The organism is Ruminococcus intestinalis (assembly GCF_014288065.1).
In the GTDB taxonomy this organism is placed as follows: Bacteria; Bacillota; Clostridia; order Oscillospirales; family Acutalibacteraceae; genus Ruminococcoides; species Ruminococcoides intestinale_A.
Map to the genome: position 1 here is coordinate 489,456 of NZ_JACOPS010000001.1, position 23,927 is coordinate 513,382.

The following is a 23,927-nucleotide window of genomic DNA, read 5'->3' on the forward strand; positions in this document are numbered from 1 at the left end:
ATTTGTTTGTTTTGGTCAAACTTTAAAAAAACCTCGAAAATTAATAAACAAACTTTACTCGCAAATTATGTGCAATTTGCCTTTTTGGCTTACGATTCCTACAAATACAGCAAATAACACTTGATTTTATGGCGATTTTCGGTATAATATTAAAGTAGTAACTATATATAGTTACTGTAACATTGTTGAAATGTGCCTGTTACGAACGGGCTTCATTTTCATAAAACACACAATACAGAACAGACCGTTTGCCAGCGGTCTGTTTTGTGTTTTACGGAAATTTATTGTATTACTTAATTGTAAAAAAATGCACCTGTAAATCATGCGGCTTACAGGTGCATATATTTTTTAATTAACCTACGCTGTAAATTTCAAGAGTATCAATATATCCTGAAAGGTAACGCTGAATTTCGGTTACATTATTAATTGTAATTGATGTGATGTAGTGGGTAACAGCTGAATTTTTGTACTGAAAATCGTTAAATTCAGCATTGCCTGCTGAATAGTTTTGCAAAAGAGTAACATCGTTTACATCAATCTTATTGTCAAGATTGATGTCCCCTGCAACAAGGTCGTTTATATATGTATAAGTCTGTTCTGTATCAGCGGGTTGATTATTAAGGTCTATAAACTTAATTCCGTTTTCTTTTGCGTATTTTTCGGCTATGGTAGAGGAATAACCGTTGATTACATAATATGGGTTCAATATATTTGAATTTCCTTTGTTTGATAAAATATAATCGAAATATCCAAACGCTTCATCACCTATGTATTCAACATTTTTTCCGATTAATACTTTATTGAAAGAACAACCGATGAATGCATAATCGTCTATGTATTTTACACTGTCGGGAACTTTTATCTCTGTCAGTCTTGCGCATCCACAGAATGCATCTTTGCCGATTTTGGTTACATTGTTACCGAGCTTTACATTTTCAAGATTATTCATATAGTTAGCAAAACTGTCGGGGATTTCTGTAATTCCGTTTCCGATCACAAGATTTTCAAGAGTGTAAATCGGTTTTATATTTGTATTATCGAGAGTTGTAAGGCTATCGGGTAAAATAAGGGTTTTAACATTGCTTGTATCTGTTGTTACAAATATAGATGAGGATAAATTTTTCACCTGTCGTCCAAGATAGGTGGAAGGGATTTCAAGAGTTTCTGACACTGTATAATTAATTGAAATAAGAATCAATGACTTGTCACTTAGGTCAACCGTATAATTGTAATCATTGTTACTGTCTTTATAATCGATGTTCACAAGTACAAAATCGTCATCGTTGAGAGTGCTTTTATCAATGTAATAATAATCACCTGATTTTTCTACGCTGACCGTATCTGAACTGCAGCTTGTTACGCTATGCAGTAATGACGAAACTCGTACATAATTGTCCCGCATTTCGATAAAAATATCACTGTTTGCCGGAGCAGGAATAAAGTAGAGGTTACTCATCTTTGAGTTTGCCTCATCAAATACAGACAATGATTTTGTTGCATAAACTTTGTTGCTTTTTTGAGTGCAGTAACCGTAAATTGATTGTACGGAAAAAGCAAATTCACTTGCGTATTTGCCGTATATTGTATTGCCCTCAACATTGCAGTATGAAACGCTTGAGTACCACGCTTCACCGCATATTGCTCCCGATGATTGAGTATCGGAAAAGTAGTTGTAATTTACAGTGCTGTTTTTTACAGTGCAGTTTAAAATAGCGGCATATTTAGCGTAAGCACTGAGCACACCGCTAACATTTGCAGGTGCGACATTTGCGTTTTCTATTGTTAAATCATATATTTTTGCCCCTTGCAAAGAACCGAAGAATCCGCTGATATTGTTCAATTCATTTTTTGTTGAACCGATTTTAATGTTTTTGATTGTATGGTTATTTCCGTAAAATACAGAACTGAAATAACCGTCGCTGTTGCATAGCGGTGGTACTTCTTTATCATAATCGGCGAAATCAAGGTCGGTATTTAGATTTATTTTTTCCGGAATATAGCCGTAATTATTGCAAATTTCAATAAGCGTAAAGTAATCGTCAATACTGCTTATTTCATAAGGAGCGTCAACGGCTTTTTCTTCATAGTATTTTAAAAGGATAACAGAATTGTTCATATCTTGAACAGAGCAAGATGAATTGCTTAAAAGGGATTTTGACGCTTCAATCTGATTATTCAGAAGATTTGCGTATTTCTCGGAGGAGATTTTGCTTTTATCTATGTTTTCGGCATCTGAAACGGCCTTTTTTAGATTTTCTGTAACTTCACTGTTATCTAAATCGGAAGTAAAAGCTTTTATAGAGGCATATGCCCTTGAAATATCAGGCTGATTATATGCATCACTCCATTGGTTATGGCTAAGTATATAGGAATTATTTTCTTTGCAATTCTGATTTGTAATTAAAGAACTCGAAAAAGACATATAGCTTGAATCGTTGTTTGACTCAATTACAACCGAAAATTTTTCACCCGATGTAAGGTAAACTTCATCTTTTACATCTATGTAATGTACGCCGTTATTCTCAATTTTCCCGCTGAAAGCAGTGAGAAGTCTGCCGTCTTTTGGGTTATCAAAATCAGCATTAAGTGCATAAACAGAGGCGGTATAATCATAAGCACCCAAGGTTTTGAAACTGATTTGTTTTAACTGTTCGTCGGATTGGGCGGTAAATACATTTGCTGCACCTTCATAATTGTAACCGTACCCTTGAGTGACAAAGCAGTTCTGATATTCGTTGTCATAAGCATTGTTGTCTTGCATTATATATTGAGAAAAAGCAAGATTGGTTGTATCGTAAGAAATCCAAATATAACCATCATTGCCGTAATGCTCGCCCCAACTGTTTTTGCACAGCCATGCACCGTCATTTGAAGGCTTGACTTTACCGGTAAAATTATCTTTGCTGTAATTATCGTCCCAGCCGACAACGACTATTAAATGCGAATCTCCGATTCCGATGCAGGTATTATCGCTGTAATAGTTAGCGTAGTCGGAAGAATAGCAGTCGGTAATGCTTGGATAGTAAACGGTAACGGCACCGTTTGACACAATCTTTGATTTTAAAGTATCTTTGTTATTGCTTATTTCACTGTAGTCTTTGAGTCTGTAGTCTGAATAATATCTAAGGGTTTCTGAAAAGCCTTTCTTCACTTCATTGTAAGGGCAAAGACTTTGCGGATATGTACCAAACCCCGAGTTAAGCGAGATGGCAAGAGTATCGGAAGTGCCTCCGTTACTGCCTTTTGACGAATCGTTTATGTAATCGCCGTAAAAAGGAGATGACTTGTCAACTATGCCTGAATGTATGTACCAGGTTTGTCCTGCCTCTGATAAGTCAATAGTGTCTTGCGGATTTTCTCCGAGCTTGCTTTTTAGGTCATTTTGCGAGAGAATACTCGATTCCATTGATGCTACAGATGCAAATGCCCAGCAATATCCCTCGGAACCCTGATTTTTAACCTTAGATACTCTGCCGTAATCTCGCAAGTCATATTTTTGCGGATGTTTTTTGCTTATATTTTCAGTATCGTTATTAAGTTTTTCAACAGGAATTTCGTTGTTGTTTTCGTCATATAAAACGGTTCTGCCTTCCTCAATCTTTTCGTAAATAGCTTTAACGGATTCGTTATCTTCAACAGTGGCGGCAGAAAACGCAGTAGAACCGCAGCCGAGAATGAGCAATGAAGAAAGCATTAATGATATACATTTGAATGATTTTTTCATATTCTCCTCCTTTATGATTACTTTTGATATTATAGCATTTAATTTATATTATTGCAATATTTACATATAAAATATATTATGCCGTTTAAATTTATGGTATATTTATAAAATATAAGCTCTGTAAATTCAAAAGCGTTGTTTAATAAAAACGACAATATCAGCGACAGTTTTGCTAAAGGGCTCGGAAAGTATTTTGACGCAAAAAATATAAATGCTGATTTTTACGATAATGTTGACTTTAACGAACTGTTTTTAGATTATTCGTTTGACAATGATATTGATGCCGAATGTTTGGTAAGTTTTAATACAAATTGTTCCGAAATCAGCATTGTTTTTAAATTTGGAAATTACCGAGATGAATCAGAAGAAATAGCGGAGTAAAATATACAAATACGGTATTTATTTTATCATATTTTGTATTTTATCTTTTTAAGTGTTTTTTACACTAACAGTCAGTTAAAGTTTTTGCTTTGACTGACTGTTTTGTTATTAATTGCAAAACTATACATAATTAAAGACAAGATGTTCATTTGCTGAATATAAGAACAAAGGGTATCAATACTGTTTTGTATTGATACCCTTTGTTGTTTGGTGCGGGTGACAGGACTTGAACCTGCACACCGGTAAGCACAAGAACCTAAATCTTGCGTGTCTGCCAATTCCACCACACCCGCATAGGTGCTCTTAATTTTTACACGGCATAGCAAACCGAGGCGGAGCTAATCGCTTAATCCGCAATGAGATTATTATAACAGATTTATTTTTAAAAATCAAGAGAATTTTAAATTTCATTTTGTACGAATTTCGTACGAAAAAGTATGTGACAGGTTTTAAGGTGAATATAATGCTTTTGGTTATAAGTATATCTATAAAATTTTTGGAATTAATATCTTAGTATTGACAATATACTATACGGGGGTATATAATAAATATACCCTTATGGGGTATGAAAGTATAAAGGACTGATTTTATGGCATGTGAAAATTGTCACAGTAATAAAACAAAGCAAAGAAGCGAGAAAGAGTACAAGGCTCTCATCAATCGTCTTAACCGCATAGAGGGGCAGATAAGGGGTATTAAAGGTATGCTTGAGAAAAATGCCTATTGCACCGATATTATGGTTCAGGTTTCTGCCGTTAATGCGGCGCTCAATTCATTTAATAAAGAGCTGCTTGCAAATCATATCAAAACCTGTGTGGCGGAGGATATTCGCAACGGTAAAGACGAAACAATTGACGACCTTGTCGCAACCTTGCAAAAGCTTATGAGGTAGGTGCTTTTGATGAAAAAATTTAATGTTACGGGAATGAGTTGTGCTGCTTGCAGTTCCCGTGTTGAAAAAGCGGTTTTAAAGGTTGAGGGCGTACAGTCCTGCTCGGTAAGCCTGCTTACAAATTCTATGGGAGTAGAGGGCAGTGCAAGTGACGAGAGCATAATCGCAGCCGTTGAAAAGGCGGGTTACGGTGCGAGTGTGGCAGGCGCAGAGAAAAAACAGTCTGCCGAAACCGATCAATTGAAAGATAAAGACACGCCTATACTTATGCACAGACTGATTGCCTCTGTCGGCTTTCTTGTCGTGCTGATGTATATTTCAATGGGGCATATGATGTGGGGTTGGCCGTTGCCTGCGTTTTTTGCGGACAATCATATCGCAATGGGACTTGCGCAGCTTTTGCTCTGCGTTATAATAATGGTTATAAACCAGAAATTTTTTATAAGCGGATTTAAAGGTCTGATTCACCGTTCACCGAATATGGACACGCTTGTTGCCCTCGGCTCGGGTGCATCGTTTGTGTACAGTGTATATGCTCTTTTTGCTATGACCGATGCACAGGTAAAAGGCAATGCTGAACTTGTTATGAGTTATATGCACGAGTTCTATTTTGAATCGGCGGCAATGATTCTTACGCTGATTACGGTGGGCAAAATGCTTGAGGCTCACTCAAAAGGTAAGACGACAAATGCGCTCAAGGCGCTTTTAAATCTTGCACCTAAGAAGGCTACATTGCTTATTGACGGCAAAGAAACCGAAGTAACTGTTGATAAAGTGAAAAAAGGCGATGTATTCGTTGTTCGTCCGGGTGAGAGTATTCCCGTTGACGCTGAAATCACAGACGGCAGTACAGCTGTTGACGAGTCGGCTCTTACAGGCGAGAGTATTCCTGTTGATAAAGTTGTCGGTGACACTGTTTCGGCAGGTACTATCAATAAAGCAGGCTTTATTAAATGCAGTGCAACGGCTGTAGGAGAAGACACTGCGCTTTCTCAAATTATTAAAATGGTAAGCGACGCTGCGGCTACAAAAGCTCCCGTAGCTAAAATTGCCGATAAGGTTTCGGGTGTATTCGTTCCTGCAGTAATCGTGATAGCCCTTATTACCATTGCGGTTTGGCTTTTGTGCGGTCAGACTGTAGGTTATGCGCTTGCAAGAGGTATATCGGTTCTTGTAATCAGTTGCCCGTGCGCACTCGGACTTGCCACACCTGTTGCTATTATGGTCGGCAACGGAATGGGCGCAAGAAAAGGTATTCTCTTTAAAACCGCAGCATCTCTTGAAGAGGCAGGAAAAATTCAGATTGCGGTTTTTGACAAAACAGGAACTATTACAAAAGGCGAGCCAAAGGTTACAGATGTTATTCCGTTTGGAATTTCTGAAAATGAACTTTTGCAGTATGCTTATTCCATTGAAACAAAGAGTGAACATCCGCTTGCAAAAGCGATAATCGTAAAAGCGGAGGAACTTTCTTTAAATCCGTATGAAGTTACAGATTTTAAGGCTGAATCGGGTAACGGATTGTCTGCCGAATACAACGGTAAAAGGATTATCGGCGGCAGTAAGAAATATATTTCTTCAATTATCGGTATTTCAAACGATATATTAAGCAAAGCCGACAAACTTTCCGAAGAGGGCAAAACACCGCTGTTCTTTATGCTCGATAACAAGCTTTTGGGAATAATAGCCGTTGCCGATGTAATAAAAGAGGAAAGTCCGAAAGCTATTAAACAATTACAAAATATGGGCATTAAGGTTGTAATGCTCACTGGCGACAATGAGAGAACAGCTAAGGCTGTAGGAAAACTTGCAGGTGTTGACGAAGTTATTGCAGGCGTTATGCCTGACGGTAAAGAAAAAGTTGTTGCCGAACTCAAAAAGCAGGGCAAGGTTCTTATGGTCGGCGACGGTATAAATGACGCACCTGCGCTTACAAGAGCGGATATAGGTATGGCAATTGGTTCGGGTACGGACATTGCAATTGATGCCGCCGATGTTGTTCTAATGAAAAGCAAGCTGACAGATGTGCCTGTCGCTGTAAGACTTAGCCGCAAAACATTAAGAAATATCCACGAAAATCTTTTCTGGGCATTTATCTATAATGTTATCGGTATTCCGCTTGCGGCAGGCGTTTGGATTCCGCTGCTCGGCTGGCAGCTTAATCCGATGTTCGGTGCAGCGGCAATGAGCCTGTCGAGTTTTTGTGTTGTAACCAATGCTTTAAGGCTGAATTTCTTTGACATTACAAATCCAAAGAAAGACAGAAAAATAAAATATAAATCAAAAAAGGATGATAATGCTATGACAAAGACAATGAAAATTGACGGTATGATGTGTTCACACTGCGAGGGCAGAGTAAAACAAAGTCTTGAGGGACTTGCACAGGTAAGTCAGGCAGAAGTAAGCCACGAAAAAGGCACAGCTGTTGTAACACTTACCGCAGAAGTTTCAAACGATGTACTCAAGAAAACTGTCGAAGACCAGGGATACAATGTAATTTCAATTTCATAATTTTATTTGCAGATGTCGATTTAAACGGCATCTGCAAATTTTTTGCAAAAAATTTTTAAAAAAACTATTGACTTAAAGTCAGCTTTAACAGTTATAATATCTTTATAAAATTTGCAGGAGATGTTATTATGTATATTGAAAAAATTAATTCACCTCAAGATGTAAAAGCACTCAATACGGAAGAAATGAAACAGCTTGCACAGGAAATGCGTACAGTCCTCATAAAAAAGTTAAGTATCCACGGCGGACACTTCGGGCCTAACCTCGGTATGGCAGAGGCTATTATAGCATTGCATTATGTGTTTAATTCACCTGTTGACAAGTTTGTCTTTGATGTATCGCATCAGAGTTACTGCCACAAAATTCTTACAGGCAGAAAAGACGCATTCATTTTTGAAGATAAGTATGACGATGTTTCAGGCTATGCAAATCCTGACGAAAGCGAGCACGATTTTTTTAATATCGGTCACACCTCAACATCTGTCAGCCTTGCGTCTGGTCTTGCAAAGGCAAGAGATTTAAACGGCGGCAAGGAAAATGTAATTGCCGTAATCGGCGACGGTTCGTTAAGCGGCGGTGAGGCTCTTGAGGGTCTTGACTATGCAGGCGAGTTTGACGGCAACTTTATTATTGTTGTAAATGATAACGATATGTCTATCGCCGAAAATCACGGCGGACTTTATAAAAATCTCAAACTTTTAAGAGATACGGACGGTAAAGCCGAATGTAACCTCTTTAAGGCAATGGGACTTGACTATGTATTTGTCAAGAACGGCAACGATATTGAACAGCTTATTTCAGCTTTTGAAAGCGTAAAAGATATTGACCACCCTGTAGTCGTTCATATTTGCACACAAAAGGGTAAGGGTTATGCTCCTGCCGAAAAGGACAAAGAGAATTGGCACTGGTGTATGCCGTTTGACATTGAAACAGGCAGATCTAAATTTGAATTTGACGGCGAAAGCTATGATGATATTACGGTAAATTATCTTCTTGATAAGATGAAGAACGATAAGAGTGTTGCCGTTATTACTTCGGGCACACCTACCGTTGCAGGCTTTACAAAGGATAAGCGTGATATTGCCGGCAAGCAGTTTATAGATGTAGGCATTGCCGAGGAGCACGCAGTAGCCCTTGCTTCGGGTATGGCAAAGAACGGTGCTAAGCCTGTTTACGGTGTTTACAGCTCATTTATTCAGAGAACATACGACCAGATTTCTCAGGATTTATGTATCAATTCAAACCCTGTTACAATCATTGTATTTGCCGCATCGGTATTCGGTATGAACGATGTAACACACCTCGGCATTTACGATATTGCAATGCTTTCAAATATTCCTAACCTTGTATATCTTGCACCTACTTGCAAGGAAGAATATCTTGCTATGGTTGAATGGAGTATGTCACAGAGAAAGTACCCTGTTGCAATCAGAGTACCGGGCAACGGAGTTGTTTCAAATCTGAATTACAAACCGATTGACTTTGACAACCTTAACAAATACAGCGTCACAAAAGAAGGCGGCAAGGTTGCAATTCTCGGACTCGGCACATTCTATCAGCTCGGTGAAAGTGTTGCCGATGAAATTAAAAAGCAGTACGGTATTGACGCTACCGTTGTAAATCCTGTTTACATTACAGGTACGGACGAAGACTTGCTTGCAGAACTTGCAAAAACTCACGATGTTGTAATTACACTTGAGGACGGTATTCTTAACGGCGGTTTCGGAGAAAAAATTGCAAGATTTTACGGTAAATCGGATGTCAAAGTATTTAACTACGGCTTAAAGAAAGAGTTTCTCGACAGATATGACTATAATGAAGTTCTTGCCGAAAATCATCTCACCAAAGAGCAGATTTGCGAGGATATTAAAGATTTTATCTGATTTAAGTTGACAATTACAATCAAATAGTATTAAAATATTAGGGCAGAGTTTTTCTGCCCTGATTTTTATTTTAGGAGTTTTTATGAATTTAACCTACGAACAAAACAAACGCTATTCAAGACAGCTTGTAATGAAAGAGATAGGAGAGAGCGGACAGAAAAAGTTGCTTTCTTCAAGCGTACTTGTAATCGGTGCGGGCGGTCTTGGCTCACCTGCGCTTATGTATCTTGCAAGCGCAGGAGTAGGCACAATTGGCATTGCAGACGCCGACGAAGTTGATGTGTCTAATCTGCAAAGACAGGTTATACATAACTGTGCCGATATAGGCAAAGCAAAAGTTGAATCGGCTAAGGAAAAAATAAATAAGTTGAATCCCGATGTTAATGTCAAAACCTACAAAACATATGTGAACAGTGAAAATATAGCCGAGCTTATCTCTGATTATGATTTTGTGCTTGATTGCACCGATAATTTCGGCAGTAAGTTTTTGATTAACGATTACTGTGTAAAGGCGGAAAAGCCGTTTTGTCATGCAGGCGTTGTCGGTTTTGAAGGTCAGCTTATGACATATATTCCGCACAAATCCCCGTGCTACCGATGTGTTTTTGAAGATGAACCGAAAGCGGGCGATGTACCTCTTCCAAAGGAGGTAGGAGTTATAAGTGCGGCTTGCGGAGTAACAGGCAGTTTGCAGGCAATGGAGGCAATAAAGTTTTTACTCTCAAAGGGTGAACTTTTATGCGGTTATATGCTTATTTACAATGCTTTAAATGCGTCTTTTCGCAAAATAAAACTCCCGAAACAAAACCCGAATTGCAAGGCTTGCGCAAAGCAGGCATAATAAAAATATAGGAGAAATTATGAATATCAGAGAATACCTTAAAAAGAGCAAGCTGATTGCAGACGGCTCTTTCGGCACATACTATTCCCAAAAATATAAAACGGTCGATATTCCCGAATATGCAAATATTACCGCTTCGCAGAGAATATCGGAAATTCATACCGAGTATATAAACAGCGGTGCAAAACTTATCAGAACCAACACTTTTGCGAGCAATACATACTCTCTTGACTGCTCAATCGAACAGGTTAAGGAAAATATAAAAGCGGCTTACAAAATTGCAAAAGAAGCGGTTGAGCAGAGCGGAAAAGAAATATTTATCGCAGGCAATATCGGTCCTGTTCCCGCAGTTTTTCAGCCTGATTTTGAGGCTGTGGAAGAAGAATACTATCAGATTGCGAAAACTTTTATAGATGAGGGCGCAGATATTTTATGTTTTGAAACCTTTACACAGTCCGAACATATTATGCCTGCAATAAAGAGAATTAAAGAGGAATGTAATCCGTTTATAATTGTGCAGTTCTGCGTGAATCAGTACGGTTACAGTGAGGCGGGCGAAAGTGCGGAAAGGCTTGTTAGTGAAACTGCATTTTCAAAATGCGTTGACGCCGTAGGTCTTAACTGCGGTGTAGGCCCTGCCCATATGCAGCAGATATTGTCAAGAATTAATCTTAACAACAATTGTTTTGCCACGGCTATGCCAAATGCCGGTTATCCTTTACTTGTGCGCAACCGTGTAAAATATGCTGATAATCCGATATATTTTGCGTCTAAGGTAAATGATATGGCTTTGCTCGGAGTGGATATTATAGGCGGTTGCTGTGGTACAACACCTGATTACATAAGAGAAGTTGCAAAAACCGTTGACCTTACACCTACCGTAAAATCGGATGAAACTTCCGCAAACAACGAAAACGAAAAGCCTGTTATAAAAAAGAGCTTTTTCAGAAATGCCGACGGTACAATTAAAGATAAAAAACTTATTGCGGTAGAACTTGCTCCGCCTTTCGGCGCAGATGACAAAAAACTGCTTGAGGCAGCACATATGCTCAAAGGTCTTGGAGTAGATGTACTTACATTTCCCGATTCTCCTTCGGGCAGAACAAGAATCGACTCTGTGCTTATGGCGCAGAAAGTCAAGAATGTAACGGGTTTTGAGGTTATGCCACACATCTGTTGCCGTGACAAAAACGCCATTGCCGTGCGCTCAACTTTTCTTGGCGCAAGTATAAACGGCATTAATAATTTTCTTATCGTAACAGGTGACCCTATCCCCGTTATGGCTAGACAAGTAGTAAAGTCTGTGTTTAATTTCGACTCCGTGGGTCTTATGCGCATTGCCGATGAAATGAACAGCGAGGCATTAAAAGACAGTCCGCTCACTTATGGCGGCGCTATAAATCAGAGCAGACGAAGAATAGAATCGGAAATTAAGCGTGTGCAAAAGAAAATGGAGGCAGGCGCAGAATTTTTCCTTACTCAACCTGTATTTACAGCAGAAGATGCCGAGCGTTTGCGCAGAATAAAAGAAGAAACGGGTGCAAGAATTTTGTGCGGAATTATGCCGTTGGTCAGCCGAAAAAATGCTCTGTTTATGAAAAACGAAATTTCGGGAGTTAATGTTACGGATGAAGTTATTGAGCGTTATCCCGAAAACGCCGGCCGTGAAGACGGCGAAAATGTAGGTGTTGAACTTGCAAAAGAAATGATTGCGGCTACAAGAGATTTTGCGGACGGTTATTATTTTTCTTTCCCGTTTAACAGAACATATTTGCTTAAGAGAATTATACAGGAAGTCTAAGATAAAATTTATGTAAAACCCTATAAATTTCTTGACAAAATATTAGTTTTGGTTTATTATAAATTTGTTGTAAGAGTATATCTTACTTAATTTAGCGTGAAAAAGATTTCTGTTTTCATGCAAATATATGACCACTTGCATATGTAAGTTAAGCCCATACGGACAGGCGGGTCAGCTGCCGAGCGTGGTGCAAGCCACATTATTGATTGAGTTAAAAGCTCAAATTTTATAAGTCGATTACTTATCATCAGTGCAACAGCACATCACTTGTGAAACGGTCAATAAGAGCAGAACGGTATATTTGCTACATTAGCTCTGAAAACGGAATTCTTCTATTAACTGTCGGCATAAGCTACAGAAAATAAATCATATATCCGTTAATCAAACAGGTGGTGCATTGTGCCGCCTGTTTTTTGTTGCATTATTTTTGATAAGCCGAAAGGGTAATGTAAATGGATATAAACACACAAAAGAAAGCCCCCTTGTATGAGGCTCTGCAAAAATTTCGCAAACAAAGGGTAGTGCCCTTTGATGTGCCGGGACATAAAAGAGGAAGAGGAAATCACGAACTCGTTGAACTTCTCGGCGAAAAATGCGTAGGTCTTGATGTAAATTCAATGAAGCCGCTTGATAATCTCTGTCACCCTGTATCGGTAATTTTGGAGGCGGAACAGCTTGCGGCGGATGCATTCGGCGCAGGTCATGCATTTTTTATGGTCGGAGGTACAACTTCCGCAGTGCAGAGTATGATTTGGTCTGTATGCAAAGCAGGCGATAAAATTATTTTGCCGAGAAATGTGCACAAAAGTGTTATTAATGCTCTTGTGCTCTGCGGTGCGGTGCCTGCATATGTAAATCCCGATGTTGACAAAAAAATCGGAATAGCGCTCGGTATGGAACTTTCTCAAGTTGAAAACGCAATCAAAGAAAATCCCGATGCCGTTGCTATTCTTGTAAATAATCCGACCTACTACGGTATTGCGTCCGATTTAAAAGCAATCGTAAAACTTGCGCATGCTCACGGTATGAAAGTGCTTGCAGACGAGGCTCACGGCACACATTTCTATTTCGGTGAGGATTTGCCTGTATCGGCCATGGCGGCAGGTGCAGATATTGCGGCGGTGTCTATGCATAAATCCGGCGGAAGTCTTACGCAAAGCTCATTGCTGCTTACAAACAAAAATGTACGCTGGGAGTATGTGGCTCAAATTATAAATCTTACTCAAACCACAAGTGCAAGCTATCTGCTTATGTCAAGTCTTGATATTTCAAGAAGAAACCTTGCCTTGAGAGGAAAAGAGTCGTTCGGTAAAGTTATGAAAATGGCTGAATATGCCCGAAATGAGATAAACGAAATCGGCGGTTACTACGCTTACGGCAGAGAGCTTAACAATGGCAGCAGCGTGTTTGATTACGATGTAACCAAACTTTCAGTTTACACAAGAGATATAGGGCTTGCCGGAATTGAAGTTTACGACTTACTGCGTGACGAATACGATATTCAGATAGAATTCGGCGATATAGGCAACATACTTGCCTATATTTCGATCGGCGACAGAATACAGGACATTGAAAGACTTGTAGGTGCGCTTGCCGATATTAAAAGGCTTTATTCAAAGGACAATGCAAAAATGCTTAGTATGGAGTACATTCCGCCTATTGTATCGGCAACACCGAGAGATGCGTTTTATGCAGACAAAGAAATGCTGCCGATTGAACAGACGGCAGGAAGAATTTGCAGTGAATTTGTTATGTGCTATCCGCCCGGAATACCGATTCTTTCCCCGGGCGAAATGATTACAGATGAAATTATAGAGTATATTAATTATGCAAAAGCAAAAGGCTGCTCAATGCAGGGTACGGAAGACCCGTATATTGAAAAACTTAATGTATTGAAATAAAGTTTTTTAAGGTTACTAATAATGCGTTTTGTAAAAAACAAACCAAAGGAGTGTTTATATGGAATTTTGGTTTTCTGAAAGACATACCGATAATGTTGAGCTTTCTATAAGAGTTGAAAAACAGCTATTCAGCGGTCAGAGTGATTTTCAGCGAATTGATGTTTTTGATTCTGTGGAGTTTGGCAGATTTCTTACTTCAGACGGTAATGTGATTTTCAGTGAGAAAGACGAGTTCACCTACGACGAGATGATTGTTCATGTGCCTATGGCGGTTCATCCGAATGTAAAAAAGGTGCTTGTAATCGGCGGCGGCGACGGCGGTGTTGCCAGAGAGCTTTCACATTATGAAGAGATTGAAGTTATAGATGTTGTTGAGCCTGACGAGATGTTTGTTGAGGTGTGCAAGGAATATTTTCCCGACAACTCAAAGGGCCTTGACGATAAAAGAGTAAATATATATTATCAGGACGGTTTAAGGTTTTTAAGAACAAGTCATAACGAATATGATTTAATTATAAATGACGCTACAGACCCGTTCGGACACACCGAGGGACTTTTTACTAAAGAGTTTTACGGCAGCTGCTACAAGGCACTTAAGGATGACGGAATTATGGTATATCAGCACGGCAGTCCGTTCTATGATGAGGACGAGGGTGCTTGTAAGGCTATGCACAAGAGAGTGTACAACTCATTTCCGATAAGCCGTGTGTATCAGGCGCATATTCCTACCTGTGCCGCAGGTTATTGGCTGTTTGGCTTTGCATCTAAAAAGTATCATCCGCTCAAAGACCTTGACGCTAAAAGATGGAACAAGCGTGGCATAAAAACTTGGTATTATACGACTAATCTTCATCGAGGTGCATTTATGCTGCCGAAATATGTTGAAGATTTACTTGCAGAAGAAGAAAAATAATTTTATATATTGGAGGAAAACAGAATGAGCAGACTTTTAATTATCGGTTGTGGCGGTGTTGCAGGTGTTGCAATTCACAAGTGTTGTCAGAACAGCGATGTTTTTACAGAAATTTGCATTGCAAGCAGGACAAAATCAAAGTGTGACGCTATAAAAGCAAAACTTGAAAACACAACAAAAACGGTTATTACAACCGCACAGGTAAATGCCGACAGTAAGGATGAACTTGTGGCTCTTATTAATTCATACAAGCCCGATGCGGTATTAAACCTCGCACTTCCGTATCAGGATTTAACAATTATGGACGCCTGCCTTGAAACCAAAACAGACTACATTGATACGGCAAACTATGAACCGGAGGACACAACAGACCCCGAATGGAAAGCCGTTTATGAAAAACGCTGCAAAGACCTTGGCTTTACCGCTTACTTTGATTATTCGTGGCAGTGGGCATATAAAGAAAAGTTTGAAAAAGCAGGTATCACAGCACTTTTGGGTACAGGCTTTGACCCGGGTGTTACAAGCGTATTTACAGCATATGCGCTCAAGCATTATTTTGATGAAATCCATTATATAGATATTCTCGATTGCAACGGCGGCGATCACGGCTATCCGTTTGCAACAAACTTTAACCCTGAAATCAATCTTCGTGAGGTATCCGCAAACGGCTCGTATTGGGAAGACGGCAAGTGGATTGAAACCAAACCTATGGAGATTAAGAGAGTGTATAACTTTGACGGTGTGGGCGAAAAGGATATGTACCTGCTTCACCACGAGGAAATCGAGTCACTCGCAAAGAATATCCCGAATGTAAAGCGTATTCGCTTCTTTATGACATTCGGACAGAGCTACCTTACACATATGCAGTGCCTTGAGAATGTCGGTATGCTTTCTACTGAGCCTGTTATGTATGAGGGCAGAGAAATTGTACCGATTCAGTTCTTAAAGGCTCTTTTGCCTGACCCTGCATCTCTCGGTCCACGCACTAAGGGCAAGACAAATATCGGCTGTATCTTTACAGGCGTTAAGGACGGCAAAGAAAAGACAATTTACATCTACAATATGTGCGACCATCAGGAGTGCTATAAAGAGGTCGGCTCGCAAGCTGTATCGTACACAACAGGTGTGCCGGCTATGATCGGTGCGTCACTTGTTCTTAGCGGTCAGTGGAAAAAGCCTGGTGTTTATAATGTTGAGGAGTTTGACCCCGATCCGTATATGGAGGCACTTAATAAATTCGGTCTTCCTTGGGTTGTTGACGAAAATCCCGTAACAGTTGAGTAAGCCGATGAAATTTACAGAATTAAAAACACCTTGCTATGTTATAGATGAGCAAAAGCTGATAAAAAACCTTGAAATATTAAAAAGCGTTCAAGACAGAACAGGCTGTAAAATCCTGCTTGCTCAAAAGGCTTTTTCGGCATTTTGCGTGTATCCGCTTATGAGCAAATACCTGTCGGGAACAACCGCAAGCGGGCTTTATGAGGCTAAACTCGGTCACGAATGTTTCGGAAAAGAAACGCACATTTTCGCACCTGCTTTTAAGGAGAATGATTTTGAAGAGATTTTAAAAATCTGCGGTCATATTGTTTTTAACTCATTTTCTCAACTTGAAAAATACAGGAATAAATGGCAAAATGCAGATGTAAGCGTAGGCATACGACTTAACCCCGAATTTTCCACACAAGAGGGACACGAAATCTATGACCCGTGCGCTTACGGTTCAAGACTTGGGGTTACAAAGGCAAATTTCAGAGAAGATTTGCTTGACGGAGTTGAGGGCTTTCACTTTCACACATTGTGCGAGCAAAATTCAGATGATTTGGTGTCTACTTTTAAGGCAGTTGAAGAAAAGTTCGGCAAGTATTTTTATAACGCAAAATGGCTTAACTTTGGCGGCGGACATCATATTACACGAGATGATTACGATACAAAGGCGCTTGTTGACCTTATAAAGTATGTTCAAAATAAATACGATGTTGAAGTTTATCTTGAACCCGGTGAGGCAGCGGCACTGAATGCAGGCTATCTTATTACAGAGGTTATGGACATTGTTCACAACGGACTTGATATTCTGATTCTTGATGCATCTGCCGCCTGTCATATGCCTGATGTTCTTGAAATGCCGTACAGGCCACCGCTCAAAAACAGCGGTAAGCCTAATGAAAAAGCGTTTACTTATCGTTTGTCATCTTGTACCTGCCTTGCAGGCGATGTAATCGGCGATTACAGCTTTGACAGTGAAGTTAAAATCGGTGACAGACTGATTTTTGAGGATATGGCGATTTACTCAATGGTAAAGAACAATACCTTTAACGGTATGCCGCTGCCGTCAATTGTGCTTATGCATAATGAAGATAACTGCGAGGTTATAAAAGAATTTTCGTACAACGATTTTAAAGAGAGGCTTTCATAAATGAGCTTTGAGTATATAAAAAACAAATTTCCGACTGACGATGGCTTTTGTATGCCTGCTGAATTTTCAAAACATTCCGCCACCGTTATGATTTGGCCCGAAAGACCCGGAAGTTGGTGCTATGAGGCAAAATTTGCCGAAAAGGTTTTTGCGGAAATTATAGGAAAAATTGCGGAGTTTGAAAAGGTATTTGTGCTTGCAAGCGACAAAAAATTTGCTCATGCAAAGGCTTGCCTTGTATGTGTTAAAAATGCGGAAGTTTTGAATATAAATTCCGATGATGCATGGGCAAGGGATACCGCCCCGACTTTTGTTGTAAACAATAACGGCGAAATTCGTGCCATCGACTGGCAATTCAACGCATGGGGCGGCGAATATGACGGTCTGTATGCAAATTGGGAGAATGACGATAAAATTCCATATGAACTTTGCAAAACGCTTGGCGTTCCGTTGTATGACGCACATCCGTTTGTGCTTGAGGGCGGCTCAATTCATACTGACGGAGAGGGCACGCTCATTACAACAGAAGAATGTCTGTTAAGCAAAGGCAGAAATCCGCAGCTGACAAAAGCCGAGATTGAAGAAAAGCTAAATAAATACCTCGGTATAAATAAAACAATCTGGCTGCCAAAGGGTATTTATAATGACGAAACCAACGGTCATATAGATAACATATGCGCATTCGTCGCTCCCGCAGAGGTTGTACTTGCGTGGTGTGATGATGAAAACGACCCGCAATATGCAATATCAAAAGCGTGCCTTGATATTCTTGAAAATTCAACCGACAATAAAGGAAGGAAGATTAAGGTTCATAAACTTCCTGTTCCGAAAATTCCCGTGACAGTTACCGAAAATGATATAAAAGGATATATATTCGAGGATGGAGAGGACACAAGAGAAGTAGGAGAAAGGCTTGCGGCATCGTATGTTAATTTTTATTTTTGCAACGGCGCTGTGATTTTGCCTCAATTCGGCGGTGAAAATGCCGAAAGCGACAGAGTTGCCGCAGAAATTCTTGAAAGAGTTTGCAAGGACAGAAAAATTATTCCAATTTATGCAAGAGATATTATTGTCGGCGGAGGCAATATTCACTGCATTACACAACAAATTCCGTTTGCCGATAAGGGAGGTAAAATATGAGAAAAGTTAAGGTATCGGCGGTTCAGATGAAATGTACAACCGATGTTTGGGAGAATATAGCAAATGCCGAAAAATTTGTGCGAAAGGCAAAAGAAGACGGCGCAAATATTGTTTTACTCCCCGAACTGTTTGAAAGACAGTATTTTTGTCAGGAAAGACGATATGACTACTACAATTTTGCTAAGCCTACCCTTGAAAACGACGCTGTAAAACATTTTGTAAAACTTGCGAAAGAACTTGAGATTGTTATTCCTGTCAGCTTTTACGAGCGTGACGGAAACCGCCTTTTTAACAGTGCTGCGGTAATTGATGCGGACGGCGAAATTCTGGGTTTATACCGTAAGACTCACATTCCCGACGACCATTATTATCAGGAAAAATTTTACTTTATTCCGGGTGATACGGGGTTCAAAACTTTTAAAACTAAGTTCGGTACAATCGGTGTAGGCATTTGCTGGGATCAATGGTTCCCTGAAACCGCAAGAGCCCTCGCATTAAATGGCGCCGAATTGATTTTCTATCCGACTGCTATCGGTTCAGAACCTATACTTGAGTGCGACAGTATGCCGCATTGGAGAAGATGTATGCAGGGACATTCTGCGGCAAATGTAATTCCCATAATTGCGGCAAACCGCATAGGTAGGGAAGATGTAACCCCTTGTGACGAAAACGGCAATCAGACCTCCTCACTCGTTTTTTACGGCTCATCTTTCATTACAAACGAAACGGGAGAGATTATTAAATCTGCGTCAAGAGATGAAGAAACCGTGCTTATAGCAGAGTTTGACCTTGATGAGATTTTTCAAAACAGACTCGGCTGGGGAATATTCCGTGACAGACGCCCGGATTGCTATAAGGTAATAACCGAAAAGTGATTAGGAGAAAAATATGTGCTTGATATGCGACAGAATATTAAAAAGTAAAATGCTGATTTAATTTCTGATACATAACAAAATCATAAAAACATAAAAACAGAGCAGACTGTAATTTTAAGTCTGCTCTGTTTGCTTTGATTTTGATTATTTATCCGCCTGAATTTTTACGAACTGTTCCTGCATATAGCTGTAAACATCGTCGGGTACATTTGTAAATACATAACATTTGTCGAGATATTCGTCACTCGGAAAGATAAGTTCGTTATTCTTTATATCCTCGTCAAGATACTCGTCATATGCTTTCTGATTAGGTGTTGCGTAGTAGAGATATTCAAAGTTAGCTGCCGCAATTTCAGGTGACTGCATAAAGTTAATGAATTTTTCGGCATTCTTTTTGTTTTTACTGCAAGTAGGAATACACATTGCGTCATAGAAAAGGTTAGAGCCGTTTTCGGGCATTGCATAGTCCAAATCTTCGTTATTTTCCATCATCATAACGATATCGCCTGCGTAGTACGGTGCAATTGTCGACTGACTGTTTTCCATTTCTGTGAAAACCTGATCCATTACATATTTCTTAAGCAAAGGCTTTTGTTCGGAAAGCTTTGCCGCCGCCTTGTCAACATCTTCTTTTGTGCATTCGGCAGGATTAATACCGCAAAGCTGCATTGCAATGGCCATTGCGTCACGGCTGTTGTTAAACATAAGAATGTCGCCGCTTAACGATTTATCCCAAAGTGCTTCCCATGAAGTTGGCTTTGTTGCCACTTTTGTTTTGTCATAAACCATTGAAGTAACGCCCCAGGTGTAGCAAACAGTGTATTTACCCTCAGGGTCGCAGGAAAGATTTTTAAAGCGTTCCATAAGGTTATCTTTGTTAGGAATGTTGCTGTAATCAAGTTCCTGCAGCATATTTTCGCTTATGAGCTTGCTTATCATATAATCTGACGGAATAATAACATCATAACTTACATTGCTGTTTTTAAGCATATTGTAAAGCTCTTCGTTGGTTTCGTAAGTGGTGTAGTTTACCTTGATGTTGTACTCTTTTTCAAATTCGTCAATTACATCAAGCGTACCGTCCTCGCCGTTTGCAATGTAGTCACCCCAGTTATATACATTAACTTCACCGTCATAGCTTTTGCCGCAGCCTGCCATTGCACTGCAAGCCGCTGTACCGATGAGTAAAGAAAGAACAACACAGCCAAATTTTTTCATTTTCAATCTCCCTTATTCAGTTTATTTTTTCACCTTTTCCTCGTGTTTGTCACGAATATTTATAAGTATCATAACGATAAGTACCGCTAAAAACAAAAGTGCGGAAAGCGCATTGATTTTTGGTGATATTCTTCTATGTGTCATTGAGTAAATTTCAATAGAAAGATTTTGGAACTTTGCTCCTCTTGTAAAGTAAGTGATTATAAAATCGTCAAGAGAGTAAGTAAAGCTCATTAAAAGTCCGGAGAAAATACCCGGCATCAGCTCGTGAATTACCACCTTGTAAAAAGCCTGCCATTGATTACAGCCGAGGTCGAGCGCCGCATCATAAATACTTTGGTCCATCTTGTGTATTCTCGGCATAACATTAAGCACTACAAAAGGAACGCAAAAACATATATGAGCAATAAGCACGGTAACAAAACCCATTTCAAAGTTAAATAAAACACCTAAAAATGTAAATAAAAGCATAAGCGATACACCCATTACAATGTCAGGGCTGATAATCGGAATGTTAGACGCACTCTGTATAAGCAGTCTTTTTTTACCTTTGAAATTGCTTATTCCTATAGCTGCGGCAGTGCCGAGTACGGTTGCGAAAATTGATGCGAGTACGGCAATTATAAGCGAATTGCCGAGAGCGTTTATAATTTTATCATCTCTGAAAAGTTCTTCATACCATTTGAACGAAAAGCCTTTCCATACAGTAGTTTTACCCTCGTTGAACGAAAATATAATGAGTACAAAAATCGGAAGATATAAAAACAACATCACAAGCGTTGTATATATCTTTGAGGCAATATGCTTGTTTTTCATTATGCAATCGCCTCCTCATCTCCAAAGAAATTCATAAGCACAAGGAACACAAGGATAAATACCATCAGTATCAGCGAAATCGCCGAACCCGTACTTTGGTCTGTCCAGAACACCTTGTCTATTATGTCACCGATCATAATGTCATTTGTGCCGCCCAGGTATTGAGCTACAAGGAAAGTGCTTGCCGAAGGAACAAACACAAGAGTAATGCCCGAAATTACACCCGGAATACTCAGTGGCAATACTACCTTGCTGAATACATGAAATCCGTTTGAACCGAGGTCTTGAGCCGCCTCAATAAGACCATTGTCAATTTTACTCATAACAGTGTAAATCGGAAGAATCATAAACGGAAGATACTCATAAACCATACCGAGCACAACCGCACCCGAATTTCCGAGGTATGTACCGTGTATTCCGAAGAATGATAAAATTGTATCGAGCGGACCGTTTGACTGTAAAATCGTAACCCATGCGTATATTCTAAGCAAAAAGTTCATCCACATTGGAATCATCAAAAGCATATTTACAAAATTCTGCGTTGACGGTTTCATTTTTGTAAGCATATAAGCAAGCGGATAAGCAATAAGCAAACAGATTGCGGTTGATATTAATGCAATCCAAAGCGACCTTAAAAATACTTCTTTATAAAAGAAAGCCTTTTCAAAAGCCTCCAACGAAAATCCGCCGTTCTTGCCTGTAAAAGCTGTAATACCGACCATTATCATCGGTATCATTGTAAATACCGCCATCCAAATTATATAGGGAATAGAGGGCTTGCGTGATTTCATCTTTAGCCCTCCTTATCGGATAAAACTTCAAATTTCGCTTTATCAAAATCAAACGAGAGCGGTACATAAGTGGCAACCTGTTCGTCAGTGTCGCTTAGCATAAGCCATTTTCGTGTGTCCGACTCAAGGATAATCTCATTATGTTCACCCTTATAAATAACAGATTCAATATATAAATCCGTAAGGTCACCGTTGCCGTCACCCGCAAGTGAAAGTGCGTCCGGCGGAAGAATGATTTTTAACTTTGTGCCTTCCTTAAAATAATGATTTGGCACTTCAATGGTTTCGTCTTCAAACTCAAAGCTGAATGTATTTTCGTCTTCGTTTGCGGAAGAAACCGTTACTTCGATTTCATTATTATAGAACGGCAGGAGTTTATTCATAATCTGAATATTAAACGGAATTACCTGCATACCAATCTGACTGCCGATTTCTGCGGAAGAAGTGGAATGTATAAGGATTTCGCACTTGCCGCACATTACGCTCATTTCGTAGTGAACGCCCTTAAATGTCGATTTTACTACAGTGCCTGCAAGCTGACCTTTTTCGGGAGTTGTAATTTCAATATCCTCGGGACGGATTACAACATCGACAGGTGTGTTTTCGCCAAAGCCCTTATCTACGCACTCAAACTGCTTGCCGAGAATTTCTACACGGCAGTCGCCGAGCATTATGCCGTTAAGAATATTTGCCTCGCCGATAAAATCCGCAACAAATGCATTTACGGGTTCGTTGTAAATATCTTCAGGTGAGCCAACCTGCTCAACAACACCGTTGTTCATTACAATAACGGTATCGCTCATTGTAAGAGCCTCTTCTTGATCGTGTGTTACATATATAAAAGTTTTTTGAGAGTTTTGCTGAATTTCTTTTAATTCAATCTGCATACTCTTTCTTAGCTTAAGGTCAAGCGCACCGAGCGGTTCGTCAAGCAAAATAACTTCCGGGTCACACACCAAAGCCCTTGCAATGGCAACACGCTGCTGCTGACCGCCCGAAAGTTTTGTGATAGCTCGCTTTTCATATCCTTTAAGGTCAACAACCGCAAGCATTTTTGAAACACGCTCTTTAATTTCGTTTTTCGGTAGTTTTTTCAGTTTTAAACCGAAAGCGACATTGTCAAACACATTAAGATGTGGGAAAAGCGAATATTTTTGAAAGACCGTATTAACATTTCTTTTGTTTGGCGGTGTGCCGTTGATTCTTTTACCGTCAAAGAGAACATCTCCGCTTTCAGGTTCGACAAAACCGCCGATAATTCTTAGGGTAGTGGTTTTTCCGCAGCCGCTCGGCCCGAGAATAGTAATAAATTCCTTGTCTTTAAAGTCAAGATTTATATGGTTTAATATTACCTCTCCGTCAAATCGGACGAATATATCCCTTAAAGATATAATGGTATTTTTTTCTGACTGCTCCATTAACGCACCCCTGTTCATAAAAAAATCTAATATGCTGTATTTATTGCATAACTAAAGGACGGAGAGTGACAATTGGCAAAAGCTTTGACCAAGCGAACACTGTCCGCCCCTACAATTTACTGTAGCAATATTGTAAAGACAAAAGCATACCAGTAAATTATAGTCTTTTTTGCAGTAAAAGTCAATTATTATATTTTCGCAAATACCGCTTTTATTGTGTGTGTTAAAATGATGTGAACCAATAAAAAAAGAGAAGCAGAAAATACGGATATAGTTTGTCAAGTGTAAGAAGAAGGCAATTCGCAAATATTCGGAACTGACGGTACCGGGAGAAAAAGTACAGATGGTCACATCTATTTACAACGCAGAAGATATGTAAAATGCAATTGAGAAAACGCTTTGCTTT

The 23,927-nt window shown here is 39.5% G+C and carries 16 protein-coding genes, 1 tRNA gene and 1 pseudogene; 12 read left to right on the forward strand and 6 right to left on the reverse strand.

The genetic code is table 11. From position 1 onward, the window contains the following. Positions 1-352 precede the first annotated feature (352 nt). Positions 353-3,724: a C1 family peptidase gene (locus H8R91_RS02455; RefSeq protein ID WP_186934730.1), complete on the reverse strand. Its 3,372-nt coding sequence runs from the start codon at positions 3,722-3,724 to the stop codon at positions 353-355. 135 nt (positions 3,725-3,859) lie between these two features. On the opposite strand from H8R91_RS02455, the gene H8R91_RS02460 reads away from it, so the two are divergent. After that, complete coding sequence (locus H8R91_RS02460) at positions 3,860-4,105, forward strand: hypothetical protein (RefSeq protein WP_186934731.1); 246 nt, start codon at positions 3,860-3,862, stop codon at positions 4,103-4,105. A 208-nt stretch (positions 4,106-4,313) separates the two neighbouring features. On the opposite strand, the gene H8R91_RS02465 is transcribed toward H8R91_RS02460, so the two are convergent. Beyond that, positions 4,314-4,398: transfer RNA gene (locus H8R91_RS02465), tRNA-Leu, on the reverse strand. Positions 4,399-4,694: 296 nt separating this feature from the next. Here H8R91_RS02465 and H8R91_RS02470 point away from each other — a divergent pair. The 11 genes from H8R91_RS02470 to aguB all read left to right on the forward strand — a co-directional run bounded on the left by H8R91_RS02470 (position 4,695) and on the right by aguB (position 19,278). Then, entirely contained in the window at positions 4,695-4,997 is a 303-nt protein-coding gene (locus H8R91_RS02470) for a metal-sensing transcriptional repressor (protein ID WP_186934732.1), read from the forward strand. 9 nt (positions 4,998-5,006) lie between these two features. Then, positions 5,007-7,508 (forward strand): heavy metal translocating P-type ATPase, encoded by a 2,502-nt coding sequence (locus H8R91_RS02475; protein WP_186934733.1) that lies wholly within the window; start codon positions 5,007-5,009, stop codon positions 7,506-7,508. 128 nt (positions 7,509-7,636) lie between these two features. Next, the gene (locus H8R91_RS02480; protein ID WP_186934734.1) at positions 7,637-9,391 is read left to right on the forward strand and encodes a 1-deoxy-D-xylulose-5-phosphate synthase; all 1,755 of its coding nucleotides are present in this window, start codon (positions 7,637-7,639) and stop codon (positions 9,389-9,391) included. Positions 9,392-9,473: 82 nt separating this feature from the next. Beyond that, positions 9,474-10,232 (forward strand): HesA/MoeB/ThiF family protein, encoded by a 759-nt coding sequence (locus H8R91_RS02485; RefSeq protein WP_186934735.1) that lies wholly within the window; start codon positions 9,474-9,476, stop codon positions 10,230-10,232. Between the two features lie 19 nt (positions 10,233-10,251). Then, positions 10,252-12,033 (forward strand): bifunctional homocysteine S-methyltransferase/methylenetetrahydrofolate reductase, encoded by a 1,782-nt coding sequence (locus H8R91_RS02490; RefSeq protein WP_186934736.1) that lies wholly within the window; start codon positions 10,252-10,254, stop codon positions 12,031-12,033. Positions 12,034-12,485: 452 nt separating this feature from the next. Beyond that, positions 12,486-13,934: an aminotransferase class I/II-fold pyridoxal phosphate-dependent enzyme gene (locus H8R91_RS02495; protein ID WP_022234284.1), complete on the forward strand. Its 1,449-nt coding sequence runs from the start codon at positions 12,486-12,488 to the stop codon at positions 13,932-13,934. A 58-nt stretch (positions 13,935-13,992) separates the two neighbouring features. Continuing rightward, positions 13,993-14,847 (forward strand): polyamine aminopropyltransferase, encoded by an 855-nt coding sequence (gene speE, locus H8R91_RS02500; protein ID WP_186934737.1) that lies wholly within the window; start codon positions 13,993-13,995, stop codon positions 14,845-14,847. Between the two features lie 24 nt (positions 14,848-14,871). Further along, entirely contained in the window at positions 14,872-16,131 is a 1,260-nt protein-coding gene (locus H8R91_RS02505) for a saccharopine dehydrogenase family protein (protein ID WP_022234282.1), read from the forward strand. 4 nt (positions 16,132-16,135) lie between these two features. After that, entirely contained in the window at positions 16,136-17,263 is a 1,128-nt protein-coding gene (nspC, locus tag H8R91_RS02510; RefSeq protein ID WP_186934738.1) for a carboxynorspermidine decarboxylase, read from the forward strand. Beyond that, positions 17,264-18,403 carry an agmatine deiminase gene (aguA, locus tag H8R91_RS02515; RefSeq protein WP_186934739.1) on the forward strand — a complete coding sequence of 380 codons (1,140 nt, stop codon included), beginning with the start codon at positions 17,264-17,266 and terminating at the stop codon, positions 18,401-18,403. Further along, positions 18,400-19,278: an N-carbamoylputrescine amidase gene (gene aguB, locus H8R91_RS02520; RefSeq protein ID WP_186934740.1), complete on the forward strand. Its 879-nt coding sequence runs from the start codon at positions 18,400-18,402 to the stop codon at positions 19,276-19,278. The genes aguA and aguB overlap by 4 nt, the downstream gene beginning before the upstream one ends. 144 nt (positions 19,279-19,422) lie before the next feature. Here aguB and H8R91_RS02525 read toward each other — a convergent pair whose 3' ends face one another. The 4 genes and pseudogenes from H8R91_RS02525 to H8R91_RS02540 all read right to left on the reverse strand — a co-directional run. Beyond that, a complete protein-coding gene (locus H8R91_RS02525; RefSeq protein WP_186934741.1) occupies positions 19,423-20,496 on the reverse strand; it encodes an ABC transporter substrate-binding protein in 1,074 nt (357 codons plus the stop codon). A 21-nt stretch (positions 20,497-20,517) separates the two neighbouring features. Beyond that, complete coding sequence (locus H8R91_RS02530; RefSeq protein ID WP_022234277.1) at positions 20,518-21,312, reverse strand: ABC transporter permease; 795 nt, start codon at positions 21,310-21,312, stop codon at positions 20,518-20,520. Beyond that, on the reverse strand, positions 21,312-22,103 hold the full coding sequence (locus tag H8R91_RS02535; RefSeq protein WP_186934742.1) for an ABC transporter permease: 792 nt from the start codon (positions 22,101-22,103) through the stop codon (positions 21,312-21,314). Before H8R91_RS02535 ends, H8R91_RS02530 begins: the two co-directional genes overlap by 1 nt. Positions 22,104-22,477: 374 nt before the next feature. After that, positions 22,478-23,521 (reverse strand): annotated as a pseudogene (locus tag H8R91_RS02540) (ABC transporter ATP-binding protein); the annotation flags it as partial. Between the last annotated feature and the right edge of the window lie 406 nt (positions 23,522-23,927).

Excerpts from the sequence above, each read along its gene's own strand:
- H8R91_RS02455 (WP_186934730.1), bottom strand. The coding sequence starts at position 3,724 with ATGAAAAAATCATTCAAATGTATATCATTAATGCTTTCTTCATTGCTC.
- H8R91_RS02470 (WP_186934732.1), top strand. The coding sequence starts at position 4,695 with ATGGCATGTGAAAATTGTCACAGTAATAAAACAAAGCAAAGAAGCGAG.
- H8R91_RS02475 (WP_186934733.1), top strand. The coding sequence starts at position 5,007 with ATGAAAAAATTTAATGTTACGGGAATGAGTTGTGCTGCTTGCAGTTCC.
- H8R91_RS02480 (WP_186934734.1), top strand. The coding sequence starts at position 7,637 with ATGTATATTGAAAAAATTAATTCACCTCAAGATGTAAAAGCACTCAAT.
- H8R91_RS02485 (WP_186934735.1), top strand. The coding sequence starts at position 9,474 with ATGAATTTAACCTACGAACAAAACAAACGCTATTCAAGACAGCTTGTA.
- H8R91_RS02490 (WP_186934736.1), top strand. The coding sequence starts at position 10,252 with ATGAATATCAGAGAATACCTTAAAAAGAGCAAGCTGATTGCAGACGGC.
- H8R91_RS02495 (WP_022234284.1), top strand. The coding sequence starts at position 12,486 with ATGGATATAAACACACAAAAGAAAGCCCCCTTGTATGAGGCTCTGCAA.
- speE (WP_186934737.1), top strand. The coding sequence starts at position 13,993 with ATGGAATTTTGGTTTTCTGAAAGACATACCGATAATGTTGAGCTTTCT.
- H8R91_RS02505 (WP_022234282.1), top strand. The coding sequence starts at position 14,872 with ATGAGCAGACTTTTAATTATCGGTTGTGGCGGTGTTGCAGGTGTTGCA.
- nspC (WP_186934738.1), top strand. The coding sequence starts at position 16,136 with ATGAAATTTACAGAATTAAAAACACCTTGCTATGTTATAGATGAGCAA.
- aguA (WP_186934739.1), top strand. The coding sequence starts at position 17,264 with ATGAGCTTTGAGTATATAAAAAACAAATTTCCGACTGACGATGGCTTT.
- aguB (WP_186934740.1), top strand. The coding sequence starts at position 18,400 with ATGAGAAAAGTTAAGGTATCGGCGGTTCAGATGAAATGTACAACCGAT.
- H8R91_RS02525 (WP_186934741.1), bottom strand. The coding sequence starts at position 20,496 with ATGAAAAAATTTGGCTGTGTTGTTCTTTCTTTACTCATCGGTACAGCG.
- H8R91_RS02530 (WP_022234277.1), bottom strand. The coding sequence starts at position 21,312 with ATGAAAAACAAGCATATTGCCTCAAAGATATATACAACGCTTGTGATG.
- H8R91_RS02535 (WP_186934742.1), bottom strand. The coding sequence starts at position 22,103 with ATGAAATCACGCAAGCCCTCTATTCCCTATATAATTTGGATGGCGGTA.